26 protein-coding genes are annotated in these 25610 nt (G+C 72.6%); 21 read left to right on the forward strand and 5 right to left on the reverse strand.

Annotated features, from left to right (window positions below):
• Positions 1 to 20 precede the first annotated feature (20 nt).
• On the reverse strand, positions 21 to 1304 hold the full coding sequence (locus ACWD6N_RS01200) for a GAF domain-containing protein (protein WP_450004325.1): 1284 nt from the start codon (positions 1302 to 1304) through the stop codon (positions 21 to 23).
• Between the two features lie 153 nt (positions 1305 to 1457).
• Here ACWD6N_RS01200 and ACWD6N_RS01205 point away from each other — a divergent pair, with 153 nt between their 5' ends.
• The 6 genes from ACWD6N_RS01205 to ACWD6N_RS01230 all read left to right on the forward strand — a co-directional run bounded on the left by ACWD6N_RS01205 (position 1458) and on the right by ACWD6N_RS01230 (position 6856).
• Positions 1458 to 2123 carry a response regulator transcription factor gene (locus ACWD6N_RS01205; RefSeq protein ID WP_354962769.1) on the forward strand — a complete coding sequence of 222 codons (666 nt, stop codon included), beginning with the start codon at positions 1458 to 1460 and terminating at the stop codon, positions 2121 to 2123.
• On the forward strand, positions 2120 to 3184 hold the full coding sequence (locus tag ACWD6N_RS01210) for a sensor histidine kinase (RefSeq protein WP_450004326.1): 1065 nt from the start codon (positions 2120 to 2122) through the stop codon (positions 3182 to 3184). Before ACWD6N_RS01205 ends, ACWD6N_RS01210 begins: the two co-directional genes overlap by 4 nt.
• Positions 3185 to 3304: 120 nt before the next feature.
• Positions 3305 to 4333 (forward strand): threonine ammonia-lyase, encoded by a 1029-nt coding sequence (locus ACWD6N_RS01215; RefSeq protein ID WP_450004327.1) that lies wholly within the window; start codon positions 3305 to 3307, stop codon positions 4331 to 4333.
• Positions 4330 to 5460 carry a D-alanine--D-alanine ligase family protein gene (locus tag ACWD6N_RS01220; RefSeq protein ID WP_450004328.1) on the forward strand — a complete coding sequence of 377 codons (1131 nt, stop codon included), beginning with the start codon at positions 4330 to 4332 and terminating at the stop codon, positions 5458 to 5460. Before ACWD6N_RS01215 ends, ACWD6N_RS01220 begins: the two co-directional genes overlap by 4 nt.
• Positions 5457 to 6128, forward strand: a complete 672-nt coding sequence (locus ACWD6N_RS01225) for a M15 family metallopeptidase (RefSeq protein WP_450004329.1) — start codon at positions 5457 to 5459, stop codon at positions 6126 to 6128. The genes ACWD6N_RS01220 and ACWD6N_RS01225 overlap by 4 nt, the downstream gene beginning before the upstream one ends.
• Before the next feature lie 62 nt (positions 6129 to 6190).
• Complete coding sequence (locus tag ACWD6N_RS01230; RefSeq protein ID WP_450004330.1) at positions 6191 to 6856, forward strand: hypothetical protein; 666 nt, start codon at positions 6191 to 6193, stop codon at positions 6854 to 6856.
• 84 nt (positions 6857 to 6940) lie between these two features.
• On the opposite strand, the gene gabT is transcribed toward ACWD6N_RS01230, so the two are convergent.
• On the reverse strand, positions 6941 to 8212 hold the full coding sequence (gene gabT, locus ACWD6N_RS01235; protein WP_450004331.1) for a 4-aminobutyrate--2-oxoglutarate transaminase: 1272 nt from the start codon (positions 8210 to 8212) through the stop codon (positions 6941 to 6943).
• Between the two features lie 5 nt (positions 8213 to 8217).
• Positions 8218 to 9654, reverse strand: a complete 1437-nt coding sequence (locus tag ACWD6N_RS01240; protein WP_450004332.1) for a gamma-aminobutyraldehyde dehydrogenase — start codon at positions 9652 to 9654, stop codon at positions 8218 to 8220.
• 140 nt (positions 9655 to 9794) lie between these two features.
• Here ACWD6N_RS01240 and ACWD6N_RS01245 point away from each other — a divergent pair, with 140 nt between their 5' ends.
• Positions 9795 to 11234: an aldehyde dehydrogenase family protein gene (locus tag ACWD6N_RS01245; RefSeq protein WP_450004333.1), complete on the forward strand. Its 1440-nt coding sequence runs from the start codon at positions 9795 to 9797 to the stop codon at positions 11232 to 11234.
• Here ACWD6N_RS01245 and ACWD6N_RS01250 read toward each other — a convergent pair.
• Complete coding sequence (locus ACWD6N_RS01250) at positions 11231 to 11506, reverse strand: SUKH-3 domain-containing protein (RefSeq protein ID WP_450004334.1); 276 nt, start codon at positions 11504 to 11506, stop codon at positions 11231 to 11233. The genes ACWD6N_RS01245 and ACWD6N_RS01250 overlap by 4 nt on opposite strands.
• Here ACWD6N_RS01250 and ACWD6N_RS01255 point away from each other — a divergent pair.
• The 11 genes from ACWD6N_RS01255 (at position 11484) to ahcY (ending at position 21749) form a co-directional block, all read left to right on the forward strand.
• Positions 11484 to 11840 carry a hypothetical protein gene (locus ACWD6N_RS01255; protein WP_450004335.1) on the forward strand — a complete coding sequence of 119 codons (357 nt, stop codon included), beginning with the start codon at positions 11484 to 11486 and terminating at the stop codon, positions 11838 to 11840. The two genes, ACWD6N_RS01250 and ACWD6N_RS01255, sit on opposite strands and share 23 nt — an antisense overlap.
• A gap of 46 nt (positions 11841 to 11886) precedes the next feature.
• A complete protein-coding gene (locus ACWD6N_RS01260) occupies positions 11887 to 12489 on the forward strand; it encodes a DinB family protein (RefSeq protein ID WP_450004336.1) in 603 nt (200 codons plus the stop codon).
• 96 nt (positions 12490 to 12585) lie between these two features.
• Entirely contained in the window at positions 12586 to 12861 is a 276-nt protein-coding gene (locus ACWD6N_RS01265; RefSeq protein WP_450004337.1) for a hypothetical protein, read from the forward strand.
• 50 nt (positions 12862 to 12911) lie between these two features.
• Entirely contained in the window at positions 12912 to 13616 is a 705-nt protein-coding gene (locus ACWD6N_RS01270; protein ID WP_450004338.1) for an endonuclease V, read from the forward strand.
• A gap of 163 nt (positions 13617 to 13779) precedes the next feature.
• Complete coding sequence (locus ACWD6N_RS01275) at positions 13780 to 14838, forward strand: hypothetical protein (RefSeq protein WP_450004339.1); 1059 nt, start codon at positions 13780 to 13782, stop codon at positions 14836 to 14838.
• A 68-nt stretch (positions 14839 to 14906) separates the two neighbouring features.
• Positions 14907 to 16292 (forward strand): phosphomannomutase/phosphoglucomutase, encoded by a 1386-nt coding sequence (locus ACWD6N_RS01280; protein ID WP_354962784.1) that lies wholly within the window; start codon positions 14907 to 14909, stop codon positions 16290 to 16292.
• Between the two features lie 61 nt (positions 16293 to 16353).
• Positions 16354 to 16539 (forward strand): Trm112 family protein, encoded by a 186-nt coding sequence (locus ACWD6N_RS01285; RefSeq protein ID WP_210793188.1) that lies wholly within the window; start codon positions 16354 to 16356, stop codon positions 16537 to 16539.
• Positions 16536 to 17732 carry an SIS domain-containing protein gene (locus ACWD6N_RS01290; RefSeq protein WP_450004340.1) on the forward strand — a complete coding sequence of 399 codons (1197 nt, stop codon included), beginning with the start codon at positions 16536 to 16538 and terminating at the stop codon, positions 17730 to 17732. Before ACWD6N_RS01285 ends, ACWD6N_RS01290 begins: the two co-directional genes overlap by 4 nt.
• A 67-nt stretch (positions 17733 to 17799) precedes the next feature.
• Entirely contained in the window at positions 17800 to 18807 is a 1008-nt protein-coding gene (locus ACWD6N_RS01295) for a cation diffusion facilitator family transporter (RefSeq protein ID WP_450004341.1), read from the forward strand.
• A 3-nt stretch (positions 18808 to 18810) separates the two neighbouring features.
• Positions 18811 to 19974 carry a mannose-6-phosphate isomerase, class I gene (gene manA / locus ACWD6N_RS01300; protein WP_387323433.1) on the forward strand — a complete coding sequence of 388 codons (1164 nt, stop codon included), beginning with the start codon at positions 18811 to 18813 and terminating at the stop codon, positions 19972 to 19974.
• Between the two features lie 275 nt (positions 19975 to 20249).
• On the forward strand, positions 20250 to 21749 hold the full coding sequence (gene ahcY / locus ACWD6N_RS01305) for an adenosylhomocysteinase (RefSeq protein WP_387323436.1): 1500 nt from the start codon (positions 20250 to 20252) through the stop codon (positions 21747 to 21749).
• Between the two features lie 84 nt (positions 21750 to 21833).
• On the opposite strand, the gene ACWD6N_RS01310 is transcribed toward ahcY, so the two are convergent.
• Positions 21834 to 21992 (reverse strand): hypothetical protein, encoded by a 159-nt coding sequence (locus ACWD6N_RS01310; protein WP_354962789.1) that lies wholly within the window; start codon positions 21990 to 21992, stop codon positions 21834 to 21836.
• Between the two features lie 157 nt (positions 21993 to 22149).
• Between ACWD6N_RS01310 and efeU the strand changes: the two genes are divergently transcribed.
• The 3 genes from efeU to efeB are packed head-to-tail and all read left to right on the forward strand — an operon-like array spanning position 22150 to position 25568.
• Positions 22150 to 23109 carry an iron uptake transporter permease EfeU gene (efeU, locus tag ACWD6N_RS01315; RefSeq protein WP_387323439.1) on the forward strand — a complete coding sequence of 320 codons (960 nt, stop codon included), beginning with the start codon at positions 22150 to 22152 and terminating at the stop codon, positions 23107 to 23109.
• 22 nt (positions 23110 to 23131) lie between these two features.
• On the forward strand, positions 23132 to 24265 hold the full coding sequence (gene efeO, locus ACWD6N_RS01320; RefSeq protein ID WP_387323442.1) for an iron uptake system protein EfeO: 1134 nt from the start codon (positions 23132 to 23134) through the stop codon (positions 24263 to 24265).
• 25 nt (positions 24266 to 24290) lie between these two features.
• Entirely contained in the window at positions 24291 to 25568 is a 1278-nt protein-coding gene (gene efeB / locus ACWD6N_RS01325; RefSeq protein WP_387323445.1) for an iron uptake transporter deferrochelatase/peroxidase subunit, read from the forward strand.
• Positions 25569 to 25610 lie beyond the last annotated feature (42 nt).

The raw sequence follows: 25610 nt of genomic DNA on the forward strand, positions 1-25610 counted from the left end.
CGGGTGTGCCGACGGCGACGTTAGTTTCCGGAACGTTGCAGCCACGTTGCGCGCGGTAGGTCGTACTCCCCGGCGAGCTGGTCGATGCGGGCGAGCGCGAGCGGCCGGCGTGGCGCGCCCGCCGGCAACGCCCGCGCCAGCGCCTGCCAGGCGGTCAGGTCGTCGTCCCCGGCGGACGTCGCGGTCCAGGTCGCGAGCAGCGCCGGGTCCGCGGTGGCCAGCACGGCCGCGCGGAGCTGACCGTCGATGAGCCGACGTAGTCGCGTCACTCCCGGTGCGTCCGAGCCGGGCAGCAGCGACCCGGAGTACGCGTCGAGCGCGCCCGCCGGATCGCCCTGGTCCAACCGGTCCGCGACGGTGGTGAAATCGGCGCGGACGGTGCCGCGCAGCCGGTACGGGCGGGAGTCGAGCAGTTCGAGGCCGAGCACCCGGCGCAGCCGGGACAGCTCCGCGCGCAGGGTGACCGGGTGCAGTCGGTCGTCCCCGTACAGGTCGAGGCCGAGCTGTTCGCCGGTGCGCCCCTCGGGATGGTGCAGCAGCAGCACCAGCAGCTCGCTGTGCCGGCGGCCGAGCCGGATCCGCCGCCCGTCGACCCGCAGCTCCGCCTCGTCCCGGCCGAGCGCGGTCACGGTGGCGACGCCGGGCTCCACCGGTCGGTCGGTGGCGAGCTGCGCCTCGGCGGCCCGGGCGGTGGCCCGGACCAGCGCCAGGCTGTGCGGGTTGGCCAGGTGGTCGCCGCCGGTGATGTCGACGGCGCCGAGCAGCCGACCGGTGACCGGGTCGTGGATCGGCGCCGCGGCGCAGGTCCAGCGCTGCACCGGCCGGCTGAAGTGCTCGGTGGCGAAGATCTGCACGCTGTGGTCGACGGCCAGCGCGGTGCCGGGGGCGTTGGTGCCGGCGTGTCTCTCGTCCCACAGGGCGCCGGGCACGAAGTTCATCCGTTCGGCGTGCCGGCGCACTCCCGGGTGGCCCTCCACCCAGAGCAGCCGCCCGTACGCGTCGCAGACCGCCATCAGGTGCGCGCCGTCCTGTGCGATGCCGCCCAGCAGGTCCCGGAACAGCGGCAGCACCCGGGCCAGCGGGTGAGCGGACCGGTAGCTCGCCAGCGCGTCGTCGACCAGGTCGACCGGCGGGGTGGCCTCCGGGTCGAGCCGCGCCGAGCGTTCCCACGAGCGGCGTACCACCTCCCGCACCCGGTGCGGCGCGGCGCCGGCGGCGAGGAACGCCTCGTGGGCGGCGCCGACCTGCGCGATCCGCTCCGCCGGATCGACGCCGAATTCCAGGGCGAGCCACGGGTCAGCCATCGGGCGACCTCCTCGGCTCCCATCGTGACGCAGCTCACCCCTGATCGCCAACCGTCCGATCCGCCGGGGACGGATGACGCAGAGTGCTTACAGAACCCTTAACCCCGGCCTGCGACGGTATGCCGGACGAGTGGAACCACGGGGAGCGGAAACGTGCGGGTGCTGGTGGCGGACGACGAGCGGTTGCTGGCGGACACGGTGGCCGAGGGGCTCCGACGCCTCTCGATGGCCGTCGACGTCTGCTACGACGGCGACGGTGCGCTGGAGCGGATCGGAGTTAACCGGTACGACGTGGCCGTCCTGGACCGGGACATGCCCGGGCACACCGGAGACGAGGTGTGCCGCACCATCGCCGACTCCCAGGTGGGCACCCGGGTGCTGCTGCTCACCGCGGCGGCCGGCATCCGGGACCGGGTGGCCGGTCTGGACCTCGGCGCGGACGACTACCTGACCAAGCCGTTCGCCTTCGCCGAGCTGGTCGCCCGGGTGCAGGCCCTCGGCCGGCGGTCCACCCCGGCGCTTCCGCCGGTGCTGGCTCAGGACGGTGTGGTGCTGGACGTGGCCCGGCACGTGGCCACCCGGGATGGCCGCCCGCTGGCGCTGAGCCCGAAGGAGTTCGCCGTGCTGCACGTGCTGCTGCGCGCCGCCGGGCAGGTGGTCAGCGCCGAGGAGCTGCTGGAGCAGGCCTGGGACGAGTTCGCCGACCCGTTCACCAACGCCGTACGGGTCACCGTGATGACCCTGCGCAAGAAGCTCGGCGACCCGGCGGTCATCCACACCGTGCCCAAGGCCGGCTACCGGCTCGGCGGCCCGGCGTGAGCTGGACGCCCCGTCGCCGGGTGCTGCTCGTGGGCCTGCTGGCGTTGCTGGCCGGGCCGCTCCTGCCGAGGGTCGGCAAGTGGCTGAGCGGGCTGATCTGGACCCGCGGGCAGCAGATCTGCGATCTGCCGCTGCCCGGCCTGATGGAGGTCTGCGCGTCGGCACACCAGGGCGGGTTCGTGCTGCCGGTGGTGGCCACGCTGGTCGTGGTTCTGGCCACCCTGGTGGCGCTCTGGTTCGGCGCGGTGTGGTGCCTGCGTCCCGTCCGCGACCTGGCCGAGCCGATCGGGCACCTCGGCCCGCAGAACCTCGGCCACCGGATCCGGCCCCGAGGCCGCGACGAGCTGGCCCGGCTGTCCCGGGCGATCGACGAGATGATGGAGCGCGTCTCCGCCGGGTACGAGGGGCAGCGGCGGTTCGCCGCGAACGCCTCGCACGAACTGCGTACCCCGCTGGCGGTGCAGCGCACGCTGATCGAGGTCGGGATGGCGCGGTCGCTCACCGCTGAGCAGCTGGAGCTGTTGACCGGCCAGCTGCTGGAGACGAACGAGCGCAACGAGCGGCTGATCGAGGGCCTGCTCGCGCTCAGCGAGAGCGACCAAGGCCTGCGCTCGCGTACCCCACAGCGGCTCGACGAGATCACCGCCGCGGTGCTCACCGGATACCGGGACCGTGCCCGGGAGGCCGCCGTGACGATCGACGCCCACCTCACGCCCCGGGTCGTCGTCGGTGAGCGGGTGCTGCTCGAACGCCTGGTCACCAACCTGGTGGAGAACGCGATCAAGTACAACCGGCGCGGCGGCTCGCTGACCGTCACGGTCGGCGGCTCGCCCGCGCTGTCCGTGGTCAACACCGGTCAGCCCGTGCCGGCCGAGGCGGTTGCCGGCCTCTTCGAGCCGTTCCGCCGCCTCGCCCGGGATCGCACCTCGCACGGCGGCGGCGCCGGCCTCGGCCTGGCCATCGCCCGCTCGATCACCCAGGCGCACGACGGCATCATCGCTGCCCGACCCGGCGAGCAGGGCGGCCTGCGGGTGGACGTCCAGCTACCCACTCCGCCCTAGCACTCCCACCCGCCCTCCCGGGATCCGCGTGTCGCGGCATCCCTGCCTTCGGCGTGCCCGAAAACAACCGTCTGCCAGCCGTGGACCCGGTCCCGGCCCCAGCGCGACAGAAGGAGAACCATGTCCCGCACCGCTGCTCCGGCCGGCCTGTGCCGTGCCGACGTCGAGGAGGCCGCCCACTGGCTCTCCGGCCGGGTGGTCCGCACCCCCGTGCTGCGGTCCGCGGTGATCGACGGGCTGGCCGGGGCCCGGGTCCTGCTCAAGGCGGAGAACCTCCAGGACGGCGGCTCGTACAAGATGCGCGGCGCGCTGCGGTCGGTCGGCCGCCTCGCCACGGCCGGGCACGACGGGGTGATCGCGCAGAGCACCGGCAACCATGCGGTGGCCGTGGCGTTGGCGGCCCGGCAGCACGGGCTCGCGGCCACCGTGGTGCTACCGGTCGACGCGGCGCCGACCAAGGTCGAGCGGGCCCGGGCGGCGGGGGCGCGGGTGGTGTTCGCCGGCACCGGCGTCGACGAGCGGGTGGCGACGGCCCGGCGGCTCAGCGAGGAGACCGGTCACCCCGTCATCGACGCGTACGACCACCCGGACGTGATCGCGGGGCAGGGCAGCGCCAGCCTCGAGCTGATCGAGGAGGCCGAGCGCGCCGGCACCCCGCTGGACGCGTTGGTGCTCCCGGTCGGTGGCGGCGGCGGGGTGGCGGGCGCCTGCCTGGCCGCCGCCGGCACCGCCATCGAGGTGTACGGCGTGGAGCCGGTGGGCTGCGACTCGTTGGCCCGCAGCCTCGCGGCCGGCGAGCGGGTTCCGGTCGCCCCGGCACCCACGATCGCCGACGGGCTGCGGCCGTCCTGCGTGGGTGAACTGCCGTTCGCCATCCTGCGGACCGCCCTGCGCGGGGTCGTCCGGGTCGACGACGACGAGATCGCGGCGGCCTTCCGGCTGCTCCTGATGGAGCTGAAGGTGCTGGTCGAGCCGTCCGGAGCGGCCGGTCTGGCCGGTGCGCTCCGGTTAGCCGCCGAGGCCGGTGTGCCGCGGCAACGAACGGTCGGTGTGGTGCTGACCGGCGGAAATGTGGAGGCGGGGCTGGTGGCCCGGTTGACGGTCCAGCGGCTCGCCGAATTGACGACTGTGGAAGGAGCGGCGGCATGAGCGCGCCAACTCGGATCGGAATCCTGTTCGGCGGCCCGTCGGCGGAGCACGAGGTCTCCTGCGCCTCCGCCCTCGGCGTGGCCCGGGCGCTGGCCGGCGGCGGGTACCGCACGGTCGCCATCGGCGTCACCCGCACCGGTGCGTTCCGGCTGATGCCGGACGCGCTGCTGGCCGAGCTGCGCGACCGGCCCGCCGCCGAGCGGGCGATCGACGACCGGCTGACGGTGACCGGGCCGGCGGTCGAGCTGCGCTCCGGCCCGCGCGCGGGCACCGTGCAGGTGTCCGCGGTGAACGCCCCCGGCGCGGTGCACGCGGAGCTGGACGTGGTCTTCCCCGTGCTGCACGGCCCGTTCGGTGAGGACGGGGTGGTGCAGGGGCTGCTGGAGTCGCTCGACGTGCCGTACGTCGGGTGCGGCATCCTGGCCTCCGCGGTGGGCATGAACAAGGTGGCGATGAAACGGACGCTGCGCGCCGACGGCATCCCGACCACCCCGCACGTCGCGTTCGACGCGCACACCTACCGCGCGACCGACGACCCGGAGAAGCTGGTGCTCGGCCTGCGCCGGCCGCTGTTCGTCAAGCCCGCCAGCATGGGTTCCTCCATCGGGATCTCCCGGGTGGACGAGGGCGACGACCTGGCCGCCGCGGTCGAGGAGGCGCTCCGGCATGACCAGCTCGTCATCGTCGAGCAGGGGGTCACCGGCCGGGAGTTGGAGTGCGCGGTGCTCGGCGGCTGGCGCTCTGAGGCGTCGGCCGTGGGGGAGGTGCGCGTCGCCGGCGGCTGGTTCGACTACCAGCAGAAGTACTTCGGCGACGCCGACCCCATGATCGTCCCGGCGGTGCTGCCCGAGGAGGTGACCGAGCGGGTTCGCGAGCTGTCGCTGCGCGCGTTCGCCGCGATCGGCGGCTGGGGGCTGGCCCGGGTCGACTTCCTGTACGACGAGACGACCGGTGAGCTGTACGTCAACGAGCTGAACACGATGCCCGGCTTCACCGCGCACTCCATGTACCCGAAGGTGTGGGCGGCGGCCGGCGTCGGCTACCGGGAGGTGGTGGACCGGCTGGTCGAGCTGGCCCGTACCCGGCACGCGAGCCGACCCGTGACCGCCACCAGGAGCGGCCGATGATCCTGCTCTCCGATCCCCGGGTGGCGGCGGTGCCCAGCGCCGACGACGGCGACCCGCTGGTGGACCTGCGCGAGCTGCCGGAGCTGCGACTGGACCGGCGAGCGGCCGACCCGTCCGGCGCGTACGCCCGGCTGCGCGCCGGCGTCGCGGACCGGCTCCTGGCCGCGCAGCGTGCGCTGCCCGCCGGGGTGCGGCTGCTGGTCATCGAGGGGTACCGGCCGTACCAGGCCCAGTTGGTCATCTTCACCGGCTACCGGGATGAGCTGCGCCGGCGGCACCCGGACTGGTCCCCGGAGCGGCTGCACCGGGAGACCACCAAGTTCGTCTCGCCGGTCGAGGTGGCCCCGCACAGCACCGGCGGGGCCGTGGATCTGACCCTGTGCACCGACGACGGCGTGGAGTTGGATCTCGGCACGGCCGTCGACGCCACGCCGGAGGACAGCGCGGACGCCTGCTTCACCGACGCCCCCACCATCGACGGGGCCGCCCGGCGGCACCGGCAGATCATGGTGGACGCGCTCGGTGGCGCCGGGCTGGTGAACTACCCGACCGAGTGGTGGCACTGGTCGTACGGGGACCGCTACTGGGCCGTGACCACCGGGGCGCCGCGCACCCGGTACGGACCGGTGGATCTGGCCGCCGCGGCGATCGGTGCCCGTGTCGGCTGAACGGTAGGGCGCTCCCGTCCGTACCAGGCGGTAAGAAACCACCGAGGACGGGAGTGACGGCGATGAGGGTGCAGCGCAAGCACGTGCTGGCGGCGACCGTGGCGGTGCTCGCCGCGGCGGGCGTGGCGGTGGGGACCGGTTTCGGGTTCGCCGGGACCGCACCGGCACGGCAGTCCGTCTGCACGGGCTCGGTCACCTTCTCGGCGGAGGGCGGGGCGCCGGCGGCGACCAGCGACCGGTTCCCGGTGGGTACGCGGTTACGGGTGACCAATCTGGACAACAACCGGGCGGCCACGGTGACGGTGACCGGCCCGTCGGGCAGTTGTGTGCTGCTCAACGACGCCGCGATGGAGCTGGTCCGTGAGCCGGGGAAGAACGTGATCCGCCGCAACGTGGTGGAACGGCTGGACGGCGAGGCCGCGCCGCCGGCAGCCGGCACGGTCCGGCCCGGGTCCGCGTCTCCCGGCGCGCCGGGCCCGGCACCCCGCTCGGCCTGCTCGGGCTCGGTCACCTTCTTCGCCGAGGGCGGGACGCCGGCCGCGACCAGCGGGCAGTTCCCGGTGGGTACGCGGCTGCGGGTGACCAACCTGGACAACAACAAGGTCACCACGGTGACGGTGACCGGCCCGTCGGGCAGTTGTGTGCTGCTCAACACCGCGGCGATGGACCAGATCCGTGAGCCGGGCAAGAACGTGGTCCGCCGCAACACCGTCGAGGTGCTCCGCTGACGATCGGCCGTCAGAAGCTGACACTGCCGTTAGGAAGGGCCCCTTCTTATGCACCAGGCGTTAAGAAGGGGCCCTTCCTTCGGGTCAGGCGAAGGCGGCGTCGAGGATGTCGGCGCCCCGGGTCAGGTGGGCGTCGGAGATCACCAGCGGGGGCAGGAAGCGCAGCACGTTGCCGTACGTGCCGCAGGTCAGGGTGAGCAGGCCGGCGGCGTGGCAGGCGGCCGAGATCGCCGCCGTGGCCGACGGGTCGGGAATGAGCGTGCCCGGCTGCACCAGTTCCACGGCGAGCATCGCGCCCCGACCGCGTACCTCGGCGATCCGGGGGTCCCGCTCGGCGATGGCCCGTAGCCGGGGCGCCAGCACCGCCTCGATCCGACGGGCCGCGCCGGCCAGATCCAGCTCGTGCATGGTCTCGATGGTCGCCAGCGCGGCCGCGCAGGCGAGCGGGTTGCCGCCGTACGTGCCGCCGAGCCCGCCGACGTGCACCGCGTCCATCAGCTCGGCCCGGCCGGTCACCGCCGCCAGCGGCAGGCCGCCGGCGATGCCCTTGGCCAGGGTGACCAGGTCGGGCTCGACACCCTCGTGCTGACAGGCGAACCAGTCGCCGGTACGGCAGAAGCCGGTCTGGATCTCGTCGGCGACGAAGACCACCCCGGCCGCCCTCGCCCAGCCGCTCAGCGCCGGCAGGAAACCCGGCGCGGGCACCACGAAGCCGCCCTCGCCCTGGATCGGCTCGATCAGCAGCGCGGCGACGTTCTCCGCGCCGACCTGCTTCTCGATCATCTCGATCGCCCGCGCCGCCGCGTCCGCGCCGGACAGCCCGCCATCGCGCAGCGGGTACGACATCGGCACCCGGTAGATCTCACCGGCGAACGGCCCGAACCGGTGCTTGTACGGCATGTTCTTCGCGGTCAACGCCATCGTCAGGTTGGTCCGGCCGTGGTACGCGTGGTCGAAGACCACGACCGCCGGCCGCCCGGTGGCGTGCCGGGCGATCTTCACGGCGTTCTCCACCGCCTCGGCGCCGGAGTTGAACAGGGCCGAGCGCTTCTCGAACCCGCCCGGCGTCAGCGCGTTGAGCTGCTCGCACACCGCCACGTACGACTCGTACGGCGCGACCATGAAGCAGGTGTGGGTGAACCGCTCGACCTGCGCCCGTACCGCCTCGACGACCTTCGGCGCGGAGTTGCCGACGCTGGTCACCGCGATGCCGGCGGCGAAGTCGATCCACTCCCGGCCGTCGACGTCGGTGAGCGTTCCGCCCGACGCACGGTCGACATAGGACGGGATCACGCTGCCGACACCTCGGGCGACCGCCGCCCCGCGCCGCTTGTGCAGATCCTCCGACGATGCCATCTGGATCAGCTCTCGATGTTGTGCATGACGTGCTTGATCCGGGTGTAGTCCTCCAGGCTGTAGACCGACAGGTCCTTGCCGTGCCCGGAGTGCTTGAACCCGCCGTGCGGCATCTCGGAGACGAACGGGATGTGCGTGTTCACCCAGACGCAGCCGAAGTCCAACCGCCGGGTCATCCGCATCGCCCGGCCGTGGTCCCTCGTCCAGACCGACGCCGAGAGGCCGTAGTCGACGCCGTTGGCCCAGCGCACCGCCTCGTCCTCGTCGGAGAACCGCTGCACGGTGATCACCGGCCCGAACACCTCGTCCTGGATGATCTCGTCGGCCTGGCGCAGCCCGGAGACGACGGTCGGCGCGTAGAAGTAGCCGCGCTCGCCCTGCCGGGAGCCCCCGGTCTGGATCGCCGCGTGGTCCGGCAGCCGGTCGACGAAACCGCTGACCCGGGCGAGTTGGTTGGCGTTGTTCAGCGGGCCGTAGAGCACCTCGGCGTCGTCCGGTGCGCCGGTCCTGGTGGTGCGGGCCTGCTCGGCGAGCGCCGCCACGAAGTCGTCGTGGATGCCCGGCCCGGCCAGCACCCGGGTGGCCGCCGTGCAGTCCTGCCCGGCGTTGAAGTAGCCGCCCAGCGCGATGGCCTCGGCCGCCGCCGCCACGTCCGCGTCGTCGAAGATCACCACCGGGGCCTTGCCGCCCAGTTCCAGGTGGGTCCGCTTCAGGTCGGGGGCCGCCGCGGCGGCGACCTCCATGCCCGCGCGGGTCGAACCGGTGATCGACACCAGCTGCGGGGTCGGGTGCGAGACGAGGGTAAGGCCGGTGTCCCGGTCGCCGCAGACCACGTTGAACACCCCCGGCGGGAAGAACTCCGCGGCGATCTCGGCGAGCAGCAGCGTCGACACCGGCGTGGTGTCCGACGGCTTGAGCACCACCGTGTTGCCGGCGGCGAGCGCCGGGGCGATCTTCCAGACCGCCATCATCAGCGGGTAGTTCCACGGGGTGACCTGGGCGCAGACGCCGATCGGCTCGCGTCGCACGTACGAGGTGTGCCCGGCCAGGTACTCCCCGGCGGACCGCCCCTCCAGCAGACGGGCGGCGCCGGCGAAGAAGCGGAACTGGTCCACCGCCGGCGGTAGCTCCTCCTCGGCGGTGAGCTGGCGCGGCTTGCCGGTGTTGCGGACCTCGGCGTCGACCAGTTCCGCCGCCCGGGCCTCCACGGCGTCGGCGAGCTTGAGCATCGCCCGCTGCCGCTCGGCCGGGGTGACGTCCCGCCAGCTCTCGAAGGCGGTCGCGGCGGCGGTCATCGCCGCGTCCACGTCCGCCGCGCCGGACACCGGGGCCTGGGCGAACACCTCACCCGTGCAGGGGTCGATCAGGTCGGCGTAGCCACCGTCGGCCGGTTCGACGTAGGAGCCGTTGACGAAGTTGCGCAGCTGCTGCTGGTCACTCATAACTGGATCTCTCCGAGGGGGCCGGGTGCGGTCTGCGGCGGTTATCGCAATCTGTCTGCCATCTTGGCCACCGAATTCGCGGCAGACAAGGGCTGCGGCGACTGTTTCCGTCGGCTGCTCTCTCGTCTACGCTGCTCGGCGTGGAGCCCGCACCCTTCTTCGTCGCCTCCCGCCCCGCCCACGGCGAGGGCGAGCTGACCGTCCACCACCCGTACGACGGTCGCCCGGTGGGGCGTACCACCCTCGCCACGGCCGACCAGGTCGAGGCCGCCGTCGCCGCGGCGGCCGGAGTGGCCGCGCAGGCCGCAGCCCTGCCCGCGCACGCCCGCGCGGCGGCCCTGGACCACGTCTCCCGGCGGCTCGCCGAACGTGCCGACCCGGTCGCCGCCCTGATCACCGCCGAGAACGGCAAACCGCTGAAGTGGGCCCGCGCCGAGGTCGGACGGGCCGTGTCCACCTTCCGCTGGGCGGCCGAGGAAGCCCGGCGCTTCTCCGGTGAGCTGCAACGCCTCGACACCGACCCGGCCGCCAGCGGGCGGATCGCGCTGGTCCGGCGCGTGCCGAAGGGCCCCGTGCTGGGCATCGCGCCGTTCAACTTCCCGCTCAACCTGGTCGCGCACAAGGTGGCGCCGGCTATCGCGGTCGGCGCGCCGATCATCGTCAAACCGGCCCCGGCGACACCGCTGTCCGCGCTGCTGCTCGGCGAGCTGCTGGCCGAGACCGAGCTGCCGGCCGGCATGTTCTCGGTCCTGCCACTGCCGAACTCCCGCGCCGCCGAGCTCGTCACCGACCCCCGACTGCCGGTCGTGTCGTTCACCGGGTCCGGGCCGGTCGGCGCGGCCATCCGTCGGCAGGCGCCGGAGAAGCACGTGACGCTGGAACTGGGCGGCAACGCGGCCGCGGTGATCTGCGCGGACTGGACGGCCGACGAGGACCTGGCCTTCGCCGCGCAGCGGATCGCCACCTTCGCCAACTACCAGGCCGGACAGTCGTGCATCGCCGTCCAACGGGTGTACGTGCACCACAACCTGTTCGCCGACTTCCTGCCGCGCCTGGTGGCGGCGGTGCGCGCGCTGCGCACCGGCGACCCGGCCTCCGAGCTGACGGACGTGGGCCCGATGGTGTCCGAGGACGCGGCCCGCAGGGTCGAGACGTGGGTGGCCGAGGCGGTGGCGGCCGGCGCCACCGTCGAGGTGGGCGGCGAGCGCGACGGCGCGACGTACCCCCCGACCGTCCTCACCGGCGTCCCGGCGGGCGCCAAGGTCGTCGCCGAGGAGGTGTTCGGCCCGGTGCTCGTGGTCGCCCCGGTCGCCGACGACCAGGCCGCGTTCGCCGCGGTCAACGATTCGGCGTACGGGTTGCAGGCGGGCGTGTTCACCCGGCGCCTGGACGTGGCCTTCTCCGCCGCGCGGTCGCTGGAGGTGGGCGGGGTGATCGTCGGAGACGTGCCGTCGTACCGGGCGGACCAGATGCCGTACGGCGGGGTCAAGGGCAGCGGCGTCGGCCGGGAGGGGCTGCGCAGCGCGATGGACGACTACACCGAGCCGCGGGTCATGGTGCTGACGGGACTCGCGCTCTAGCCCACCTGCCAGGTGCCGTCGTCCCGGACCCGGGCGGGGGCGCGGCCGAGCAGCAGGGTGGTCAGCGCGGCGTCGATGGTGTCGCCGAGGAACCACTCGCCGGCCTGGTCCAGTGCGAAGACCCGGCCGTGCTCGTCCACCGCCAGAATGCTGTCCTGCTGCTCGGTGCCGATCGGAAAGAGCCGTACGCCGAGCACCGCCCCGAAGTCGGCGAGGGTGTCGGCGGTGTGCGCGATGGTGTGCGGGCGGATGTCGAAGCGGGAGATCCACACCTGCTCGCCCGGGCCACGCCGGGCGCCGACCAACGATCTCGTCGACAAGCTGTTGTTCGTAGGCGGTGATGAGATTGACCAGCTGACCAGGGATGAGTTCATTCAGCAGACCGAGTACGAGCGCGGTTATTGCCTCCGCGGCGAAGGGCCGATCCACGCACTGTACGAGACGGTGCGGGCGATCAACGACGCGCAGGCACGCGAGCGGTGGTACCCAACGCAGGAGGAGATCGCTCTGGTGACCGGCATCCGGCGGCGTACCTTCGTGATGTTCGAGGAGCAGCTCCGAGCTGCCGGTGACCCGGGCGCGGACCCCGGGCTGGCGGCGAGTTAGGCAGAACCCATTGCGGCTTCCGTCGCGGATCGACGAGGGTCGCCGTATGGCTGATTCCCTCACCGACCCCGGCCCCGAAGCGAATACCTCCGGCAGTGAGCCGGGCAGAACCTTCGAATGGTTGGCCAGGTTCGTCCACCCGGACGACGACCCCCGCTCCGGCAGCGACATCGTCGACGAGCGGACCGTCCTCATCGAGTTTCTGCGCAACCAGCGTCTGACCTTCCAATTGAAGTGCGACGGTCTGGACGCCGACCAGTTGGCCCGGCGGCCGGTTCCGCCGTCGACGATGTCGCTGCTCGGTCTGATCCGGCACCTGGCCGAGGTGGAGCGCGGTTGGTTCCGGCGGACGATGGCGGGTCAGGACGCGCCCAAGCTCTACTGCTCGGACGACGATCCCGACGGCGACTTCGACGGTGCGGTGGCCGATTCGGAGGTGGTCGCGGAGGCGTGGCGTGCCTGGCGAGCGGAGGTGGACTTCGCCGAGCGGTTCGTCGAGGCGTCCGATCTCGGGGTGCAGGGGCGGCAGCGCAAGGGCAACACCATCGTGCTGCGTGAGCTGTTGGTGCACATGATCGAGGAGTACGCGCGACACAACGGCCACGCCGACCTGTTTCGCGAGCGGATCGATGGCCGGGTCGGTCAGTGAGCGTCCAGCGGAGTCCGGCTCGGCCTGGGTGTCGCGGCGGCGGCACGGCCGGTGCGCGCGGCACGCCGCCCGGGAGCGGCGGAATAACATCCAGGGATGGCAGCAGAACCGGGGACGGAGAAGAAGAGTCAGTCCAATGCCTGGGCCTGGCCGGTGGGCATCCTGCTCGGTCTGGCCATCGGCATCCCCTTGCTCGGTTCGACGGGCGGCATCGCCTTCGCGATCGCCTTCGGTGCGACCAGGAAACCGCCCGAGAGCCGCACCGGCGGTGACTCGGACGGCGACGCCGGCACTACCGGGAGCGGCCCGACTCGGGGCGGGCCGGAGGGCAGCGCCACTGGGGACGATCCCGGCGGCTCGCGCCAAGGATGAACGACTCCGGATCAGGGATATCGCGGCATCGAGGGCAGCGGGACAGCCCGATGTCGCTGAAACCGAGTGGATCATGGCAGGAAGCGGGGCAGGAGGCGGGGCCGCGCAGTGCGGCGGAGGCGGTGGCCGTACAGGAGGAGTTGCGGCCGCTGGTCGACCTGGTCGGGCCGGGGCCGGCCGCGCCGGCCACGGTGGCTGGCCTGGACGTCGCGTACGCGAAGAGCGGTGACCTGCTCGCGGCGGCCGTGACCGTGCTGAACGCCCGGACGCTGGCCGTGGTGGACTCCGCGGTCAGCGTGGGCCGGCCCGCGTTCGGCTACGTCCCGGGGCTGTTCGCCTTCCGTGAGCTGCCCGCGTTGCTCGCCGCGCTGGACCGGCTGACCACTCTCCCGGCCCTGCTGGTCTGCGACGGACACGGGCTGGCCCATCCGCGCCGGTTCGGGCTCGCCTGTCATCTCGGGGTGGTCACCGGGCTGCCCGCGATCGGGGTCGGGAAGACGCCACTGGTCGGCGAGTGGGCTCCGCCGGCCACCGAGCGGGGCGCCTGGTCGCCACTGCGTGACGGGGGCGACGTCGTCGGTCGGGTGCTGCGGACCCAGGCCGGGGTGAAGCCCGTCTTCGTCAGCGTCGGGCATCGGATGAGCCTGGCCAACGCCACCGCGCAGGTGCTCGCGCTGGCCCCGCGCTACCGGTTGCCGGAGACCACCCGTACCGCCGACCGGCTCTGCCGGGACGCCCTCGCGGCGGCGGTCTGACCGGTCGGAGAGCGACGGCACGAGGCACCCGCCGCAGGTCGGCGGGCTGGGGTCGGAAACCGTAACGCCGCACACATGCGGGCCGCTCTATGACCGGTGATGGGGGTGGGCCGGTAGTAGCCTGACTCGCGGACCCCACCCGGGGAGGAACGGTGAGGTGATCATGACGGTTCGTCGGCGCGCGGCGCGTCTCGCGACGGTCTGCGGTCTGGTGGGCGGCTTGGTGCTGCTCGGTGCGTCCCCCGCACTGGCCGACGACGACTCGGTCCGGGTGAGCGTGGCCCGCAGCTTCACCGCCGGCGGCTCCCCGCAGGGGGTGAACGTCGCGGTGCGCAAGCGCTCTGACGGGTGCGTCCTGCTGCGTACCGCCCTGGGCCTGCGTCTTTCGGGCCTCCAGCCAGATCAGGTGTCGGTGCAGGTCAACGCGGGCGGGCGCTGGTTCCCGGTGGTTGTCTCCGGCGGTGGCGGCAGCGTGGCGACCGGGCAGACCTCGCCGGCGAAGCCGACCCTGTGCAAGGGCAAGGGCATCACCGTGCGGTACCGGGTGGCGTTCGCCGCCGGTGCGCCCGCCGGCCGGCTCGCGGTGACCGGCGTGGCGCTCAGCGCGATGGGCCAGGAGTTGGGTCGGGGTTCCGGCTCGTCGAAGCTGACCAGCCGGGCATCGGCGTCGCCGACCCCGTCGAAGAAGCCGTCGCCCACCCCGAGCGCGACCATCGAGGCCGCCCCGACCGACGACGCGGTGAACCAGGCCGTGCTGGGTGGCGTGTCCGGCGTACCCGACACCACGGCGACCGCGGCCGAATCATCCGGCGGCTCGCCGGTGATGTTCTTCGGTATCGCGATGGTGGCGGTCGGCCTGCTGCTCATCGTGCTGCTGTTCCGTCGCTCGCGTCAGGACCGGAAGCCGGCCGACGAGCTGTCCGGACCGCTGCCGGGCAACCCCGGTGGCACCACCTACCGCTCCGGGAGTGGGTCGCCGGCCGCGCCCGGCCAGCCCGGCCAGGTGTACGGCCAGCAGCCGCCGCCCGGCGGCTACGGCGCGGTGCCGGCTCCCCGGCCCGCAACCGGCGGGGTCTACGGCGCCCCACCGGCCGGGCCCCCGTCGCCGCCCGACGCGACGCAGGCCATGCCGGACGCTCCTGATGGCCGGCCCGGCCCCGACGAGCCACCCGCCGCCGCTGGCGGCGACCACACCGTCTTCATGCCTCGGCTGCCCGGCTGAGCGGGGCCGGACCCGGACCCTCCGATACGCTCAGGTCCGGTGGAACCTGCGGCCAAGGAGCGGAACCCGTGTCTGATCTGTCCCAGATCGTGAAGGCGTACGACGTCCGAGGGACGGTGCCGGACCAGTGGGACGAGCGGGTCGCCGAAGCCCTGGGAGCCGCGTTCACCCAGCTTCTCAACAGCACCGACGAGCCGGGCGACGCGGTCGTCATCGGGTACGACATGCGAGCCACCTCGCCGGGGCTGGCAGCGGCCTTCGCGGCCGGCGTCCGCGCCGAGGGGCGCTCGGTGATCGAGATCGGGCTGGCCTCCACCGACCTGCTCTACTTCGCGTCCGGCTCACTCGATCTGCCGGGTGCGATGTTCACCGCCAGTCACAATCCCGCGCAGTACAACGGCATCAAGATGTGCCGCTCGGGTGCCCGCCCGATCGGCCAGGACAGCGGTCTGACGGAGATCCGTGAGCGGGCCCAGGCCCTGCTGGACTCGGGCGAGGCCCGCCCGGCCGGCGACCCGGTCCGGCCGGCCGAGCGGCGCGACCTGCTGCCCGACTATGCCGCCTACCTGCGCAAGCTGGTCGACCTCTCCGGTATCCGGCCACTGAAGGTGGTGGTCGACGCCGGCAACGGGATGGGCGGCTTCACCGTCCCCACCGTGCTCGGCGACGCCGCCCTGTCGGCCCTGCCGTTGGAGATCGTGCCGCTCTACTTCGAGCTGGACGGCACCTTCCCCAACCACGAGGCCAACCCGCTGGACCCGGCGAACCTGGTCGACCTCCAGCGCGCCGTGGTCAAGCACGGAGCCGAGATCGGGCTCGCCTTCGACGGCGACGCCGACCGCTGCTTCGTGGTGGACGAGCGTGGTGAGCCGGTTTCACCGTCGGCGATCACGGCCATGGTCGCCGCTCGGGAGCTGGCCAAGCACCCGGGTTCCACCGTGATCCACGGGCTGATCACCTCCAGCGCGGTGCCGGAGATCATTCGTGAGCACGGTGGGGAGCCGGTGGTCGCCCGGGTCGGGCACTCCTTCATCAAGGCGGAGATGGCCCGCACCAACGCCGTCTTCGGCGGCGAGCACTCGGCGCACTACTACTTCCGGGACTTCTGGTTCGCCGACACCGGGATGCTCGCCGCGATGCACACGTTGGCCGCGCTCGGCGAGCAGTCGCTGCCGCTGTCCGTGCTGGCCGGCGAGTACGAGCGCTACATCGCCTCCGGTGAAATCAACTCGACGGTCGTCGACCAGGCGGCGGCGGTGGCCGAGGTGCGCGCCGCGTACCCCGAGGCGGTGGCCGACGAGATGGACGGGCTCACGCTGCGTTTCCCGGACGGCGCATGGTTCAACCTGCGAGCCTCCAACACGGAGCCGCTGCTGCGGCTCAACGTCGAGGCGCCCACCCGCGAGCGGATGGTCTCGCTCCGGGACGAGGTGCTGGGCCGGGTTCGCCGATAAGATCGCCTGCGCCGGTCGGCACCGCCGCCGGTAAAGCCGCACACGTGGAAGGAGCCGTGCCATGGCCCTGGACCCGCAGTTGCTCGAGATTCTCGCCTGTCCGGACACGCACCACGCCCCGCTCACCTACGACGCCGACGCGCAGACGCTGACCTGCACGGAGTGCGGCCGGATCTTCGAGGTCCGCGACGACGTGCCGGTGCTGCTGCTCGACGAGGCGCGCGGCGGCCCCGGGCAGCCGTCATGATCGACGGTACGGCCGGGGTCAGCGGACGCCGCGACGCCGACGAGGCCCTGCTCGATAGCCCGGAGGCGTTGGCCGAGCACGACCCGGGCGGCATGCTCCGGCACACCGCCTCGGCCGGCGCGCAGGTCCGCGAGACGGCCGCGCTGGCCGCCGAGGCGAACCTGGCGGTGCTCGCCGACGACGGGCGGCCCCGGGCCGTGGTCATCGCCGGCATCGGCACCGCCGGGCGTACCGGAGACGTGCTGGCCACGGTCGCCGGGCCGCGCTGCCCGGTGCCGGTCATCGCGCACCGCAGCGCTGGTGTTCCCGGTTGGGTCGGTGCGGCCGACGTGGTCATCGCGGTGAGCGCGTCCGGTCGTAGCCCGGAGGCGCTCGGCGCCGCCGAGGCGGCGCACCGGCGTGGCGCCCGGCTGGTCGCGGTGGGCGCCCCCGACTCGCAGTTGCAGTCGGTCGCCGAGCGGGCCCGCGCGCCGTTCATCCCGGTGCCCCGGCGTGCTCCGGCCCGGGCCAGCCTCTGGGCGCTCACCGTGCCGGTTCTGCTCGCCGCCCGTTCCCTGGGGCTGGTGAAGGTCAACGAGGCGGACCTGGCGGAGACCGCGGCCCGGCTCGACGCGGACGCCGACCGCTGCCGCTCCACCGCGGAGTCCTTCGTCAACCCGGCGAAGTCGCTGGCCCTGGGCCTGGCCGGCTCGGTCCCGATCGTCTGGGGCTCGTCGCCGCTGGCCACCGTGGCGGCCCGCCGGTTCGGTGACACCCTGTCGGCGAACGCCCGCTACCCGGTGGTCACCGGGGCGCTCGGCGAGGCCGGCCGGGGCCGGGTCGGGTTGCTGGACGGCGTCTTCGGTGGCCTGGCCGAGGGGGAGCGGGACATCTTCGCCGATCCGGCGGAGGACGACGGCGAAGGCACCCGGCTGCGGCTGGTGCTGCTGCGCGACGGCGGGCTCAACGCCGAGGACGACACGGACGAGCCGCTGGCGGTCGAGGAGCGCCGCGCCGACGCGGTGCAGACCCTCGCCGAACGCCGCGGTGTGCGCTGCGACGTGGTGACCGCTGAGGGTGGGTCCGCGCTGGAGCGGCTGGCCTCGCTGATCGCCGTACCGGATTTCGCCTCGATCTACCTTGCCCTGGCCCACGGGCTGGACCCGATGGCGGTACCGGCCATCACCGAGATGAAGGAGCTGTCGAACCAGTGAACGGACGTAGGGGACGGCTCGCCATGCGCGCAGCGGGCAGCGCAGTGCGGCAGAGCGGAGCGACGGCGTGAGCGCCAACGGCGGGACGAAGGCGATCGTCGCCGCCCTGCTGGCCAACGTCGGCATCGCCGTCACCAAGTTCATCGCGTTCCTGCTCTCCGGCTCGTCGTCGATGTTGGCCGAGGCGGTCCACTCGGTCGCCGACTCCGGCAACCAGGGCCTGCTGCTGCTCGGTGGCAAGCGCGCCAGGCGGGAGGCGACCCCGCAGCACCCGTTCGGGTACGGCCGGGAGCGCTACATCTACGCGTTCATCGTGTCCATCGTGCTGTTCAGCATCGGTGGCCTGTTCGCCCTGTACGAGGCGTACCACAAGTGGGACGACCCGCACGGCATCAAGTCCTGGCACTGGTTGCCCGTGGTCGTGCTGGTGGCCGCGATCATCATGGAGTCGTTCTCCTTCCGGACCGCCATCAAGGAGTCCAACCACATTCGGGGCAACCAGTCCTGGGTGCGCTTCATCCGCCGGGCCAAGGCGCCTGAGCTGCCGGTGGTGCTGCTGGAGGACTTCGGCGCGCTGGTCGGCCTGGTGTTCGCGCTGTTCGGCGTCGGCATGACGCTGATCACCGGCAACGGCCGGTGGGACGCCGCCGGCACCGCGATGATCGGCATCCTCCTGGTCACCATCGCCATCGTGCTGGCCATCGAGACCAAGAGCCTGCTGCTCGGTGAGGGCGCCGAGTCCACCGACGTGGCCGCCATCGAGCGCGCGGTCACCGACGGCCCCGAGGTGGAGCGGATCATCCACATGAAGACGCTCTACCTGGGTCCGGAGGAGCTGATGGTGGCCGCGAAGATCGGGGTGCCGGCCTGCGAGAGCGCCCAGGATCTGGCCCGGGGCATCAACGCCGTGGAGGCGCGGATCCGCGCCGCGGTGCCGATCGCCCGGGTGATCTACCTGGAGCCGGACATCTTCAGCGCCGCCGCTGCCGAAGCCGGCACCGGTGCCGCCGCCGACACCGCCGTACCGCAGCCCCAGGATGCGTCCGGCGAGGCGGCCGGGCGGCCCGGGGGCTGACGGGTGGAGCTGCTGTACGGCCCGATCCGGGACTACGCCTGGGGGTCCCGCTCAGCGATCGCCCTGCTGCAGGGGCGGCCGGTGCCCAGTGCCGGCCCGGAGGCGGAGCTGTGGCTGGGCGCCCACCCGGGCGCCCCGGCCAGCGTGGAGCGGGCCGGCCTCCGGGTCAGTCTCTGCGACCTGGTCCGCGACGAGCCGGGGCAGTGGCTCGGCCAGCGGGTGTCCGAGCGCTTCGGCACCCGGCTGCCGTTCCTGCTCAAGGTGCTCGCCGCCGACGCTCCGCTGAGCCTGCAGGCCCACCCGGACGCCGAACAGGCCCGCGCGGGCTACGCGGCGGACGCGGGGCGCCCGCCGGGGGAGCGCAACTACTCCGACCCGCACCACAAGCCGGAGTTGCTGGTGGCGCTCACCCCGTTCGAGGCGCTGTGCGGTTTCCGGGATCCGACGGTGTCGGCCGAGGCGCTCGCCGCGTTCGGCGTGCCGGCGTTGGCTCCGGTGGTCGCGGCGTTGCGGACGGGGCCGGTGGGGCTGCGCGCGGCGGTGCAGACGCTGCTCGCCTGGCCGGTCGCGGAGCGCGACGAGTTGCTGGGCTCGGTGCTGGCGGCGTCGGCCGACGGCCCGGACGCGGAGCTGGCCCACCGGCTGGCGGCGGCCTACCCGGGGGACCCGGGTGTGCTGGTCGCGCTGCTGCTGCACCATTTGCGCCTGACGCCGGGGGAGGCGATCTGGATGCCCGCGGGCAATCTGCACGCCTACCTGAGCGGCTGCGGGGTGGAGATCATGGCGGCCAGCGACAACGTGCTGCGCGGCGGGCTGACCCCGAAGCGGGTCGACGTGGACGAGCTGCTGCGGGTGCTGCGCTTCGAGGTGCTCGAGGATCCGGTACGGGCCGCTCAGCCGGTCGGGCCGGGGGTGGAGTGCTGGCCGGTGCCGGTGGACGACTTCGCGCTGCACCGGGTGCGGGTCGGGACGGCCGTTCCCTCGGTGACGTTGCCGCTCCCCGGTCCCCGGGTGGTGCTCTGCGGCGCCGGCTCGGTCACCGTGGACGACGGGGCGGGGGCGTTGACGCTCGCGTCCGGCCAGGCCGCGATCGGTACCGCGGCCGGCGAGCCGCTGCGGGTCAGCGGTGATGGTGAGGCGTACGTGGCAACTGCCGGACTGGGCTGACAGACGCGGCGCCACGCCGCAAGTCCGACTTTCCCGGAATGGCTTGACGCTTCCTTGGCTGAGTGTGACTCTATGAGTACGCAGCGTTATCGCGACGACGGTCCGACAACGTGCGGGGAACCAAACCGGGGGGATGCACGGGGCGGCGGGAGTGGACGGTGTTTCCGTCCACCACCGACCGCCCCGTGCGCTGTCCGTCGACCGTCCCCCGGGCGCCCGTCGCCGGCGCGCGTAAGGTGGAGGGTCGGCGCAGACATCGTTCGACAGGAGCTTTCATGACCAGCACCCTCCCGGCGTCCGCCAGCGGTACGCCGTCCGAGGCCCGGCCGAGCACGCTCGCCGAGGGCGACTTCAAGGTGGCGGATCTGTCGCTCGCCGAGTTCGGGCGCAAGGAGATCCAGCTCGCCGAGCACGAGATGCCCGGCCTGATGTCGATCCGCCGGGAGTTCGCCGAGGCACAGCCGCTCGCCGGCGCGCGGATCACCGGCTCGCTGCACATGACCATCCAGACCGCCGTCCTGATCGAGACGCTGGTCGCGCTCGGCGCGCAGGTGCGCTGGGCGTCCTGCAACATCTTCTCCACGCAGGACCACGCCGCCGCCGCGATCGTCGTCGGCCAGAACGGCACCCCCGACGCCCCCGCCGGCGTCCCGGTCTACGCCTGGAAGGGCGAGACGCTGCCGGAATACTGGTGGTGCACCGAGCAGGTGCTCGCCTGGCCGGACGGGCAGGGCCCGAACATGATCCTCGACGACGGCGGCGACGCCACCCTGCTGGTGCACAAGGGCGCCGAGTTCGAGAAGGCCGGAGTGGTCCCGCCGGTCGAGTCCGCGGACTCGGAGGAGTACGCGGTCATCCTCGAGCTGCTGCACCGCTCGATCGCCGAGGACAACCAGCACTGGACCCGGATCGCCTCGGGCATCAAGGGCGTCACCGAGGAGACCACGACCGGTGTGCACCGGCTCTACGAGATGCACCGCGCCGGAACGCTGCTCTTCCCGGCGATCAACGTCAACGACTCGGTGACCAAGAGCAAGTTCGACAACAAGTACGGATGCCGGCACTCGCTGATCGACGGCATCAACCGGGCCACCGACGTGCTGATCGGCGGCAAGATGGCCGTCGTGATGGGCTACGGCGATGTCGGCAAGGGCTGCGCCGAGTCGCTGCGCGGCCAGGGCGCCCGGGTCGTGGTGACCGAGGTCGACCCGATCTGCGCGCTCCAGGCGGCGATGGACGGCTACCAGGTGGCCACCCTGGACGACGTGGTCGAGCAGGCGGACATCTTCATCACCGCCACCGGCTGCTTCAACGTCATCACCAACGAGCACATGGCCCGGATGAAGCACCAGGCCATCGTCGGCAACATCGGCCACTTCGACAACGAGATCGACATGGCCGGCCTGGCCAAGCGCTCCGACGTCGAGCGGGTCAACATCAAGCCGCAGGTCGACCTGTGGCGCTTCGCCGACGGGCACGCCATCATCGTGCTCTCCGAGGGCCGCCTGCTGAACCTGGGCAACGCCACCGGGCACCCGAGCTTCGTGATGTCGAACTCGTTCGCCAACCAGACGATCGCCCAGATCGAACTCTTCACCAAGACCGAGGAGTACCCGATCGGCGTCTACGTGCTGCCCAAGCACCTGGACGAGAAGGTCGCCCGGCTGCACCTGGGCGCGCTCGGCGCCAAGTTGAGCACGCTGACCAAGGAGCAGGCCTCCTACCTCGGCATCTCCACCGAGGGGCCGTTCAAGCCGGACCACTACCGCTACTGATCGACGCTCCCGTACCGGGTCGGCTGTTCGCAGCCGGCCCGGTTCGTCGTCTCCGTGCCGGCTCGGGTCGGCCCGGCGGGTGTGTCAGCGCGAGCGGGGGCCGCGGCGGGCGGGGCGGAACCAGGTCCAGACGCACCATGCGAGCCAGCCGAGTGACACGACGGTGGCCAGTGGCCGCAGGCGCAGCGCGCTGAGCAGCAGCACCACGGCCAGCACCGTCAACCACGGCAGTAATCCCTTCACGGCGGGGATCCTTCCACAGCGGGACCGCGGGTGGCTGAACGTCGACCGGCGGGCGGCCGGTGAGCAGGTCAAGAACGACTTGACGAGGCTTCTGAACTGGAGGAAGGTATGGCTGCCCTAAGTTAGCTGAGGCGTACCTAATGATTTCGGAGCCCCGATGTTCGCCACCTACCTGATCGGCCTGCGGGAAGGCCTGGAAGCGACCCTGGTGGTCAGCATCCTGGTCGCCTTCCTGGTGAAGTCGCAGCGCCGGGACCGGTTGCCGCAGGTCTGGGCGGGCGTCGCCCTGGCCGTGGCGCTGTCGGTGCTCTTCGGCTGGCTGATCGAGTACACCTCGAGTTCGCTGCTGGCCCGCTCCGAGGATCGCGAGCTGTTCGAGGCGATCACCTCCGTCGCCGCAGTGGTCTTCGTCACCTGGATGATCTTCTGGATGCGGCGGGCCGCCCGCACCATCGCCGGCGAGCTGCGCGGCAAGCTCACCGAGGCGTTGGCCGTCGGGTCCCTGGCGGTCGCAGGGATGGCCTTCCTCGCGGTGATCCGGGAGGGGCTGGAGACGGCACTGATCTTCTACTCCGCAGCCCAGGGCGCGGCCGGCGACAGCGGCCCGCTGCTCGCGCTGATCGGTGGCATCGCCACGGCCGTGGCGCTCGGCGTGCTGCTCTACGCCAGCGCCCTGCGCATCAACCTCAGCAAGTTCTTCACCTGGACCGGGGCGCTGCTGATCCTGGTCGCCGCCGGCATCCTGAAGTACGGCGTGCACGACTTCCAGGAGGCCGGGGTCCTGCCCGGCCTGAACGACCTGGCCTTCGACATCACCACCGCGCTCGACCCCAGCACCTGGTACGCCGCGCTGCTCGCCGGAATGTTCAACGTGACCCCCGCGCCCACCGTGCTGGAGACGATCGCCTGGATCGGGTACGCCGTACCGGTCCTCCTGCTCTTCCTGCGCCCGGCCCGTCGTACGCCGGCACCGGTCGCGGCGCCGGCCGACCCCGAGGCCGAGAACGCGCCGACGACCGGCGCGAGCGACACCGCGACGACCACCACCACCGTCACCGAGCGCGGGGCCGACACCGGCACCGAGGCCGAGGCGGCGTCCACGCCGCAGCGTGCCTGACCCACGAGGAGAGACAGCTCAGATGCGTACCGCCCGATTCTTCGCGCTGGCCGCTGCCGGCGTGCTGGCGACGACCGGTGTCGCCGCCTGCTCCGACTCCGAGAAGGGTGACGCGGCCGGGTCCGGCGGCCCGATCGTGGTCAAGGCCACCGACACCGCCTGCGAGGTCGGCACCACCGACCTCGGCGCCGGAACCGCCACTTTCAAGATCACCAACTCCGGTGCGAAGGTGACCGAGTTCTACGTGTACGCCTCCGGCGACCGGGTGATGGGCGAGGTCGAGAACATCGCCCCCGGGCTGAGCCGCGAGCTGCACGTGGAGCTGCCGGCCGGCACGTACGAGACGGCCTGCAAGCCCGGGATGAGCGGCAAGGGCATCCGCGGTGCGCTTAAGGTCAGCGGGTCCGCCGAGCCGCTGACCGCCGACGCCGCGCTGGCCGGCGCGACCGACAACTACCAGCGCTACGTCAAGAGCCAGACCGCCGCGCTGCTGGACAAGACCGAGGAGTTCGTCGCCGCGGTCAAGGCCGGCGACGTGGCGAAGTCCAAGGCGCTCTTCCCGGTGGCCCGCACCTACTGGGAGCGGATCGAGCCGGTGGCCGAGATCTTCGGCGACCTCGACCCCAAGATCGACGGCCGCGAGGAGGTCATCGAGGAGGGGATGGAGTTCACCGGCTTCCACCGGATCGAGAAGGACCTCTGGCAGTCCGGCGACATCAGCAAGGACGGCCCGATCGCCGACCGGCTGCTGGTCGACGTCAAGGAGATCGTGGCCAAGGCCAACGCGGAGAAGCTCTCCCCGCTCCAGCTCGCCAACGGGGCCAAAGAACTGCTCGACGAGGTCGCCAGCGGCAAGATCACCGGCGAGGAGGACCGCTACTCGCACACCGACCTGTGGGACTTCGCGGCCAACCTGGAGGGCTCCAAGGCTGCCGTGTCCGCCCTCCGCCCGGCGCTGGAGCAGCGCTCGCCGGAACTGGTCAAGCAGCTGGACACCGAGTTCACCAACGTCGAGGCGCTGCTCGGCAAGCACCGCGACGGCGACGGGTGGAAGCTGCACACCGCGTTGAGCAAGGCCGAGCTCAAGGAGCTCTCCGACGGCATCAACGCCCTCGCCGAGCCGATCAGCAAAGTCGCCGCAGTCGTCGCCCGGTGACCGGGCGTCAGGGAGGGTCGAGTCGATGAGCGGGAGCAGGTTGACCCGGCGGCGAGCGATCACGCTCGCCGGTGCGGGGGTGGCCGGAGTCGCCGGGGTGGCGGCCGGCGCGGGCGCGCTGATCAGCGGCTCCCGTGACCCGGCCGCGGCCAGCGACCACCCGGCGGGAGCCGTGCCGTTCCACAGCGAGCACCAGGCCGGCATCGTCACCCCGGCCCAGGACCGGCTGCACTTCGTCGCCTTCGACGTGATCACCAAGGATCGCGCCCGGCTGGTCGAGCTGCTCCAGGAGTGGACGGCCGCCGCCGCGCGGATGACCGCCGGGCGTGACGCCGGGGTGCTCGGTGCGGTGGGTGGGATGCCGGAGGCCCCGCCGGACGACACCGGCGAAGCGCTCGGCCTGCCCCCCTCGCAGCTCACCCTGACCATCGGCTTCGGGCCGACCCTGTTCCGCGACGCCGACGGCCGGGACCGGTTCGGCATCGCCGACCGACGCCCGGCCGCGCTGGCCGAGCTGCCGAAGTTCCCCGGCGACGCGTTGCAGCCGCAGCTCTCCGGGGGCGACCTCTGCGTCCAGGCCTGCGCGAACGATCCGCAGGTGGCGGTGCACGCGATCCGCAACCTGGCCCGGCTCGGCATGGGGGTGGTGAGCGTCCGCTGGTCGCAGCTCGGCTTCGGCCGTACCTCGTCGACCTCGCGGGACCAGGCCACCGCGCGCAACCTGTTCGGCTTCAAGGACGGCACGGCCAACCTCAAGGCCGAGGAGACCGACCTGCTGCGCGACCAGCTGTGGGTGCAGCCGGGCGACGGGCCGGACTGGATGACCGGCGGCTCGTACCTGGTCACCCGCAAGATCCGGATGCTGGTCGAGACGTGGGACCGGACCTCGCTGGCCGAGCAGGAGGAGATCGTCGGCCGGACGAAGGGCAGCGGCGCCCCGCTCGGCCGCACCGACGAGTTCGACGAGCCGGATTTCGCGGCCCGCGGCGCCGACGGGCAGCCGGTGATCGCCGAGCACGCCCACGTCACGCTGGCCCACCCCAGCCGGAACAACGGCGCTCATCTGCTGCGCCGCGGCTACAACTTCGTCGACGGCTCGGACGGCCTCGGCCGGCTCGACGCGGGTCTGTTCTTCATCGCCTACCAGCGGGATCCGCGCCGGCAGTTCGTGCCGATCCAGACCCAGTTGGCGCGGCACGACGTGATGAACGAATACCTCCGGCACGTCTCCAGCGGCCTGTTCGCCTGCCCGCCCGGGGTGCGCGACGGCGGCGACCACTGGGGTCGGGCACTCTTCGGCTGACGGTCGTCCGGATCGTGACAGGGCGACCGGCCGAAGCGGCGG

Source organism: Micromonospora sp. NPDC005163 (assembly GCF_053599835.1).

Coding starts and splice junctions, on each gene's coding strand:
- ACWD6N_RS01200 (WP_450004325.1), bottom strand. CDS start 1,304: ATGGCTGACCCGTGGCTCGCCCTGGAATTCGGCGTCGATCCGGCGGAG.
- ACWD6N_RS01215 (WP_450004327.1), top strand. CDS start 3,305: ATGTCCCGCACCGCTGCTCCGGCCGGCCTGTGCCGTGCCGACGTCGAG.
- ACWD6N_RS01220 (WP_450004328.1), top strand. CDS start 4,330: ATGAGCGCGCCAACTCGGATCGGAATCCTGTTCGGCGGCCCGTCGGCG.
- ACWD6N_RS01225 (WP_450004329.1), top strand. CDS start 5,457: ATGATCCTGCTCTCCGATCCCCGGGTGGCGGCGGTGCCCAGCGCCGAC.
- ACWD6N_RS01230 (WP_450004330.1), top strand. CDS start 6,191: ATGAGGGTGCAGCGCAAGCACGTGCTGGCGGCGACCGTGGCGGTGCTC.
- gabT (WP_450004331.1), bottom strand. CDS start 8,212: ATGGCATCGTCGGAGGATCTGCACAAGCGGCGCGGGGCGGCGGTCGCC.
- ACWD6N_RS01240 (WP_450004332.1), bottom strand. CDS start 9,654: ATGAGTGACCAGCAGCAGCTGCGCAACTTCGTCAACGGCTCCTACGTC.
- ACWD6N_RS01255 (WP_450004335.1), top strand. CDS start 11,484: ATGTCGAAGCGGGAGATCCACACCTGCTCGCCCGGGCCACGCCGGGCG.
- ACWD6N_RS01260 (WP_450004336.1), top strand. CDS start 11,887: ATGGCTGATTCCCTCACCGACCCCGGCCCCGAAGCGAATACCTCCGGC.
- ACWD6N_RS01265 (WP_450004337.1), top strand. CDS start 12,586: ATGGCAGCAGAACCGGGGACGGAGAAGAAGAGTCAGTCCAATGCCTGG.
- ACWD6N_RS01270 (WP_450004338.1), top strand. CDS start 12,912: ATGTCGCTGAAACCGAGTGGATCATGGCAGGAAGCGGGGCAGGAGGCG.
- ACWD6N_RS01275 (WP_450004339.1), top strand. CDS start 13,780: ATGACGGTTCGTCGGCGCGCGGCGCGTCTCGCGACGGTCTGCGGTCTG.
- ACWD6N_RS01285 (WP_210793188.1), top strand. CDS start 16,354: ATGGCCCTGGACCCGCAGTTGCTCGAGATTCTCGCCTGTCCGGACACG.
- ACWD6N_RS01290 (WP_450004340.1), top strand. CDS start 16,536: ATGATCGACGGTACGGCCGGGGTCAGCGGACGCCGCGACGCCGACGAG.
- ahcY (WP_387323436.1), top strand. CDS start 20,250: ATGACCAGCACCCTCCCGGCGTCCGCCAGCGGTACGCCGTCCGAGGCC.
- efeU (WP_387323439.1), top strand. CDS start 22,150: ATGTTCGCCACCTACCTGATCGGCCTGCGGGAAGGCCTGGAAGCGACC.
- efeO (WP_387323442.1), top strand. CDS start 23,132: ATGCGTACCGCCCGATTCTTCGCGCTGGCCGCTGCCGGCGTGCTGGCG.
- efeB (WP_387323445.1), top strand. CDS start 24,291: ATGAGCGGGAGCAGGTTGACCCGGCGGCGAGCGATCACGCTCGCCGGT.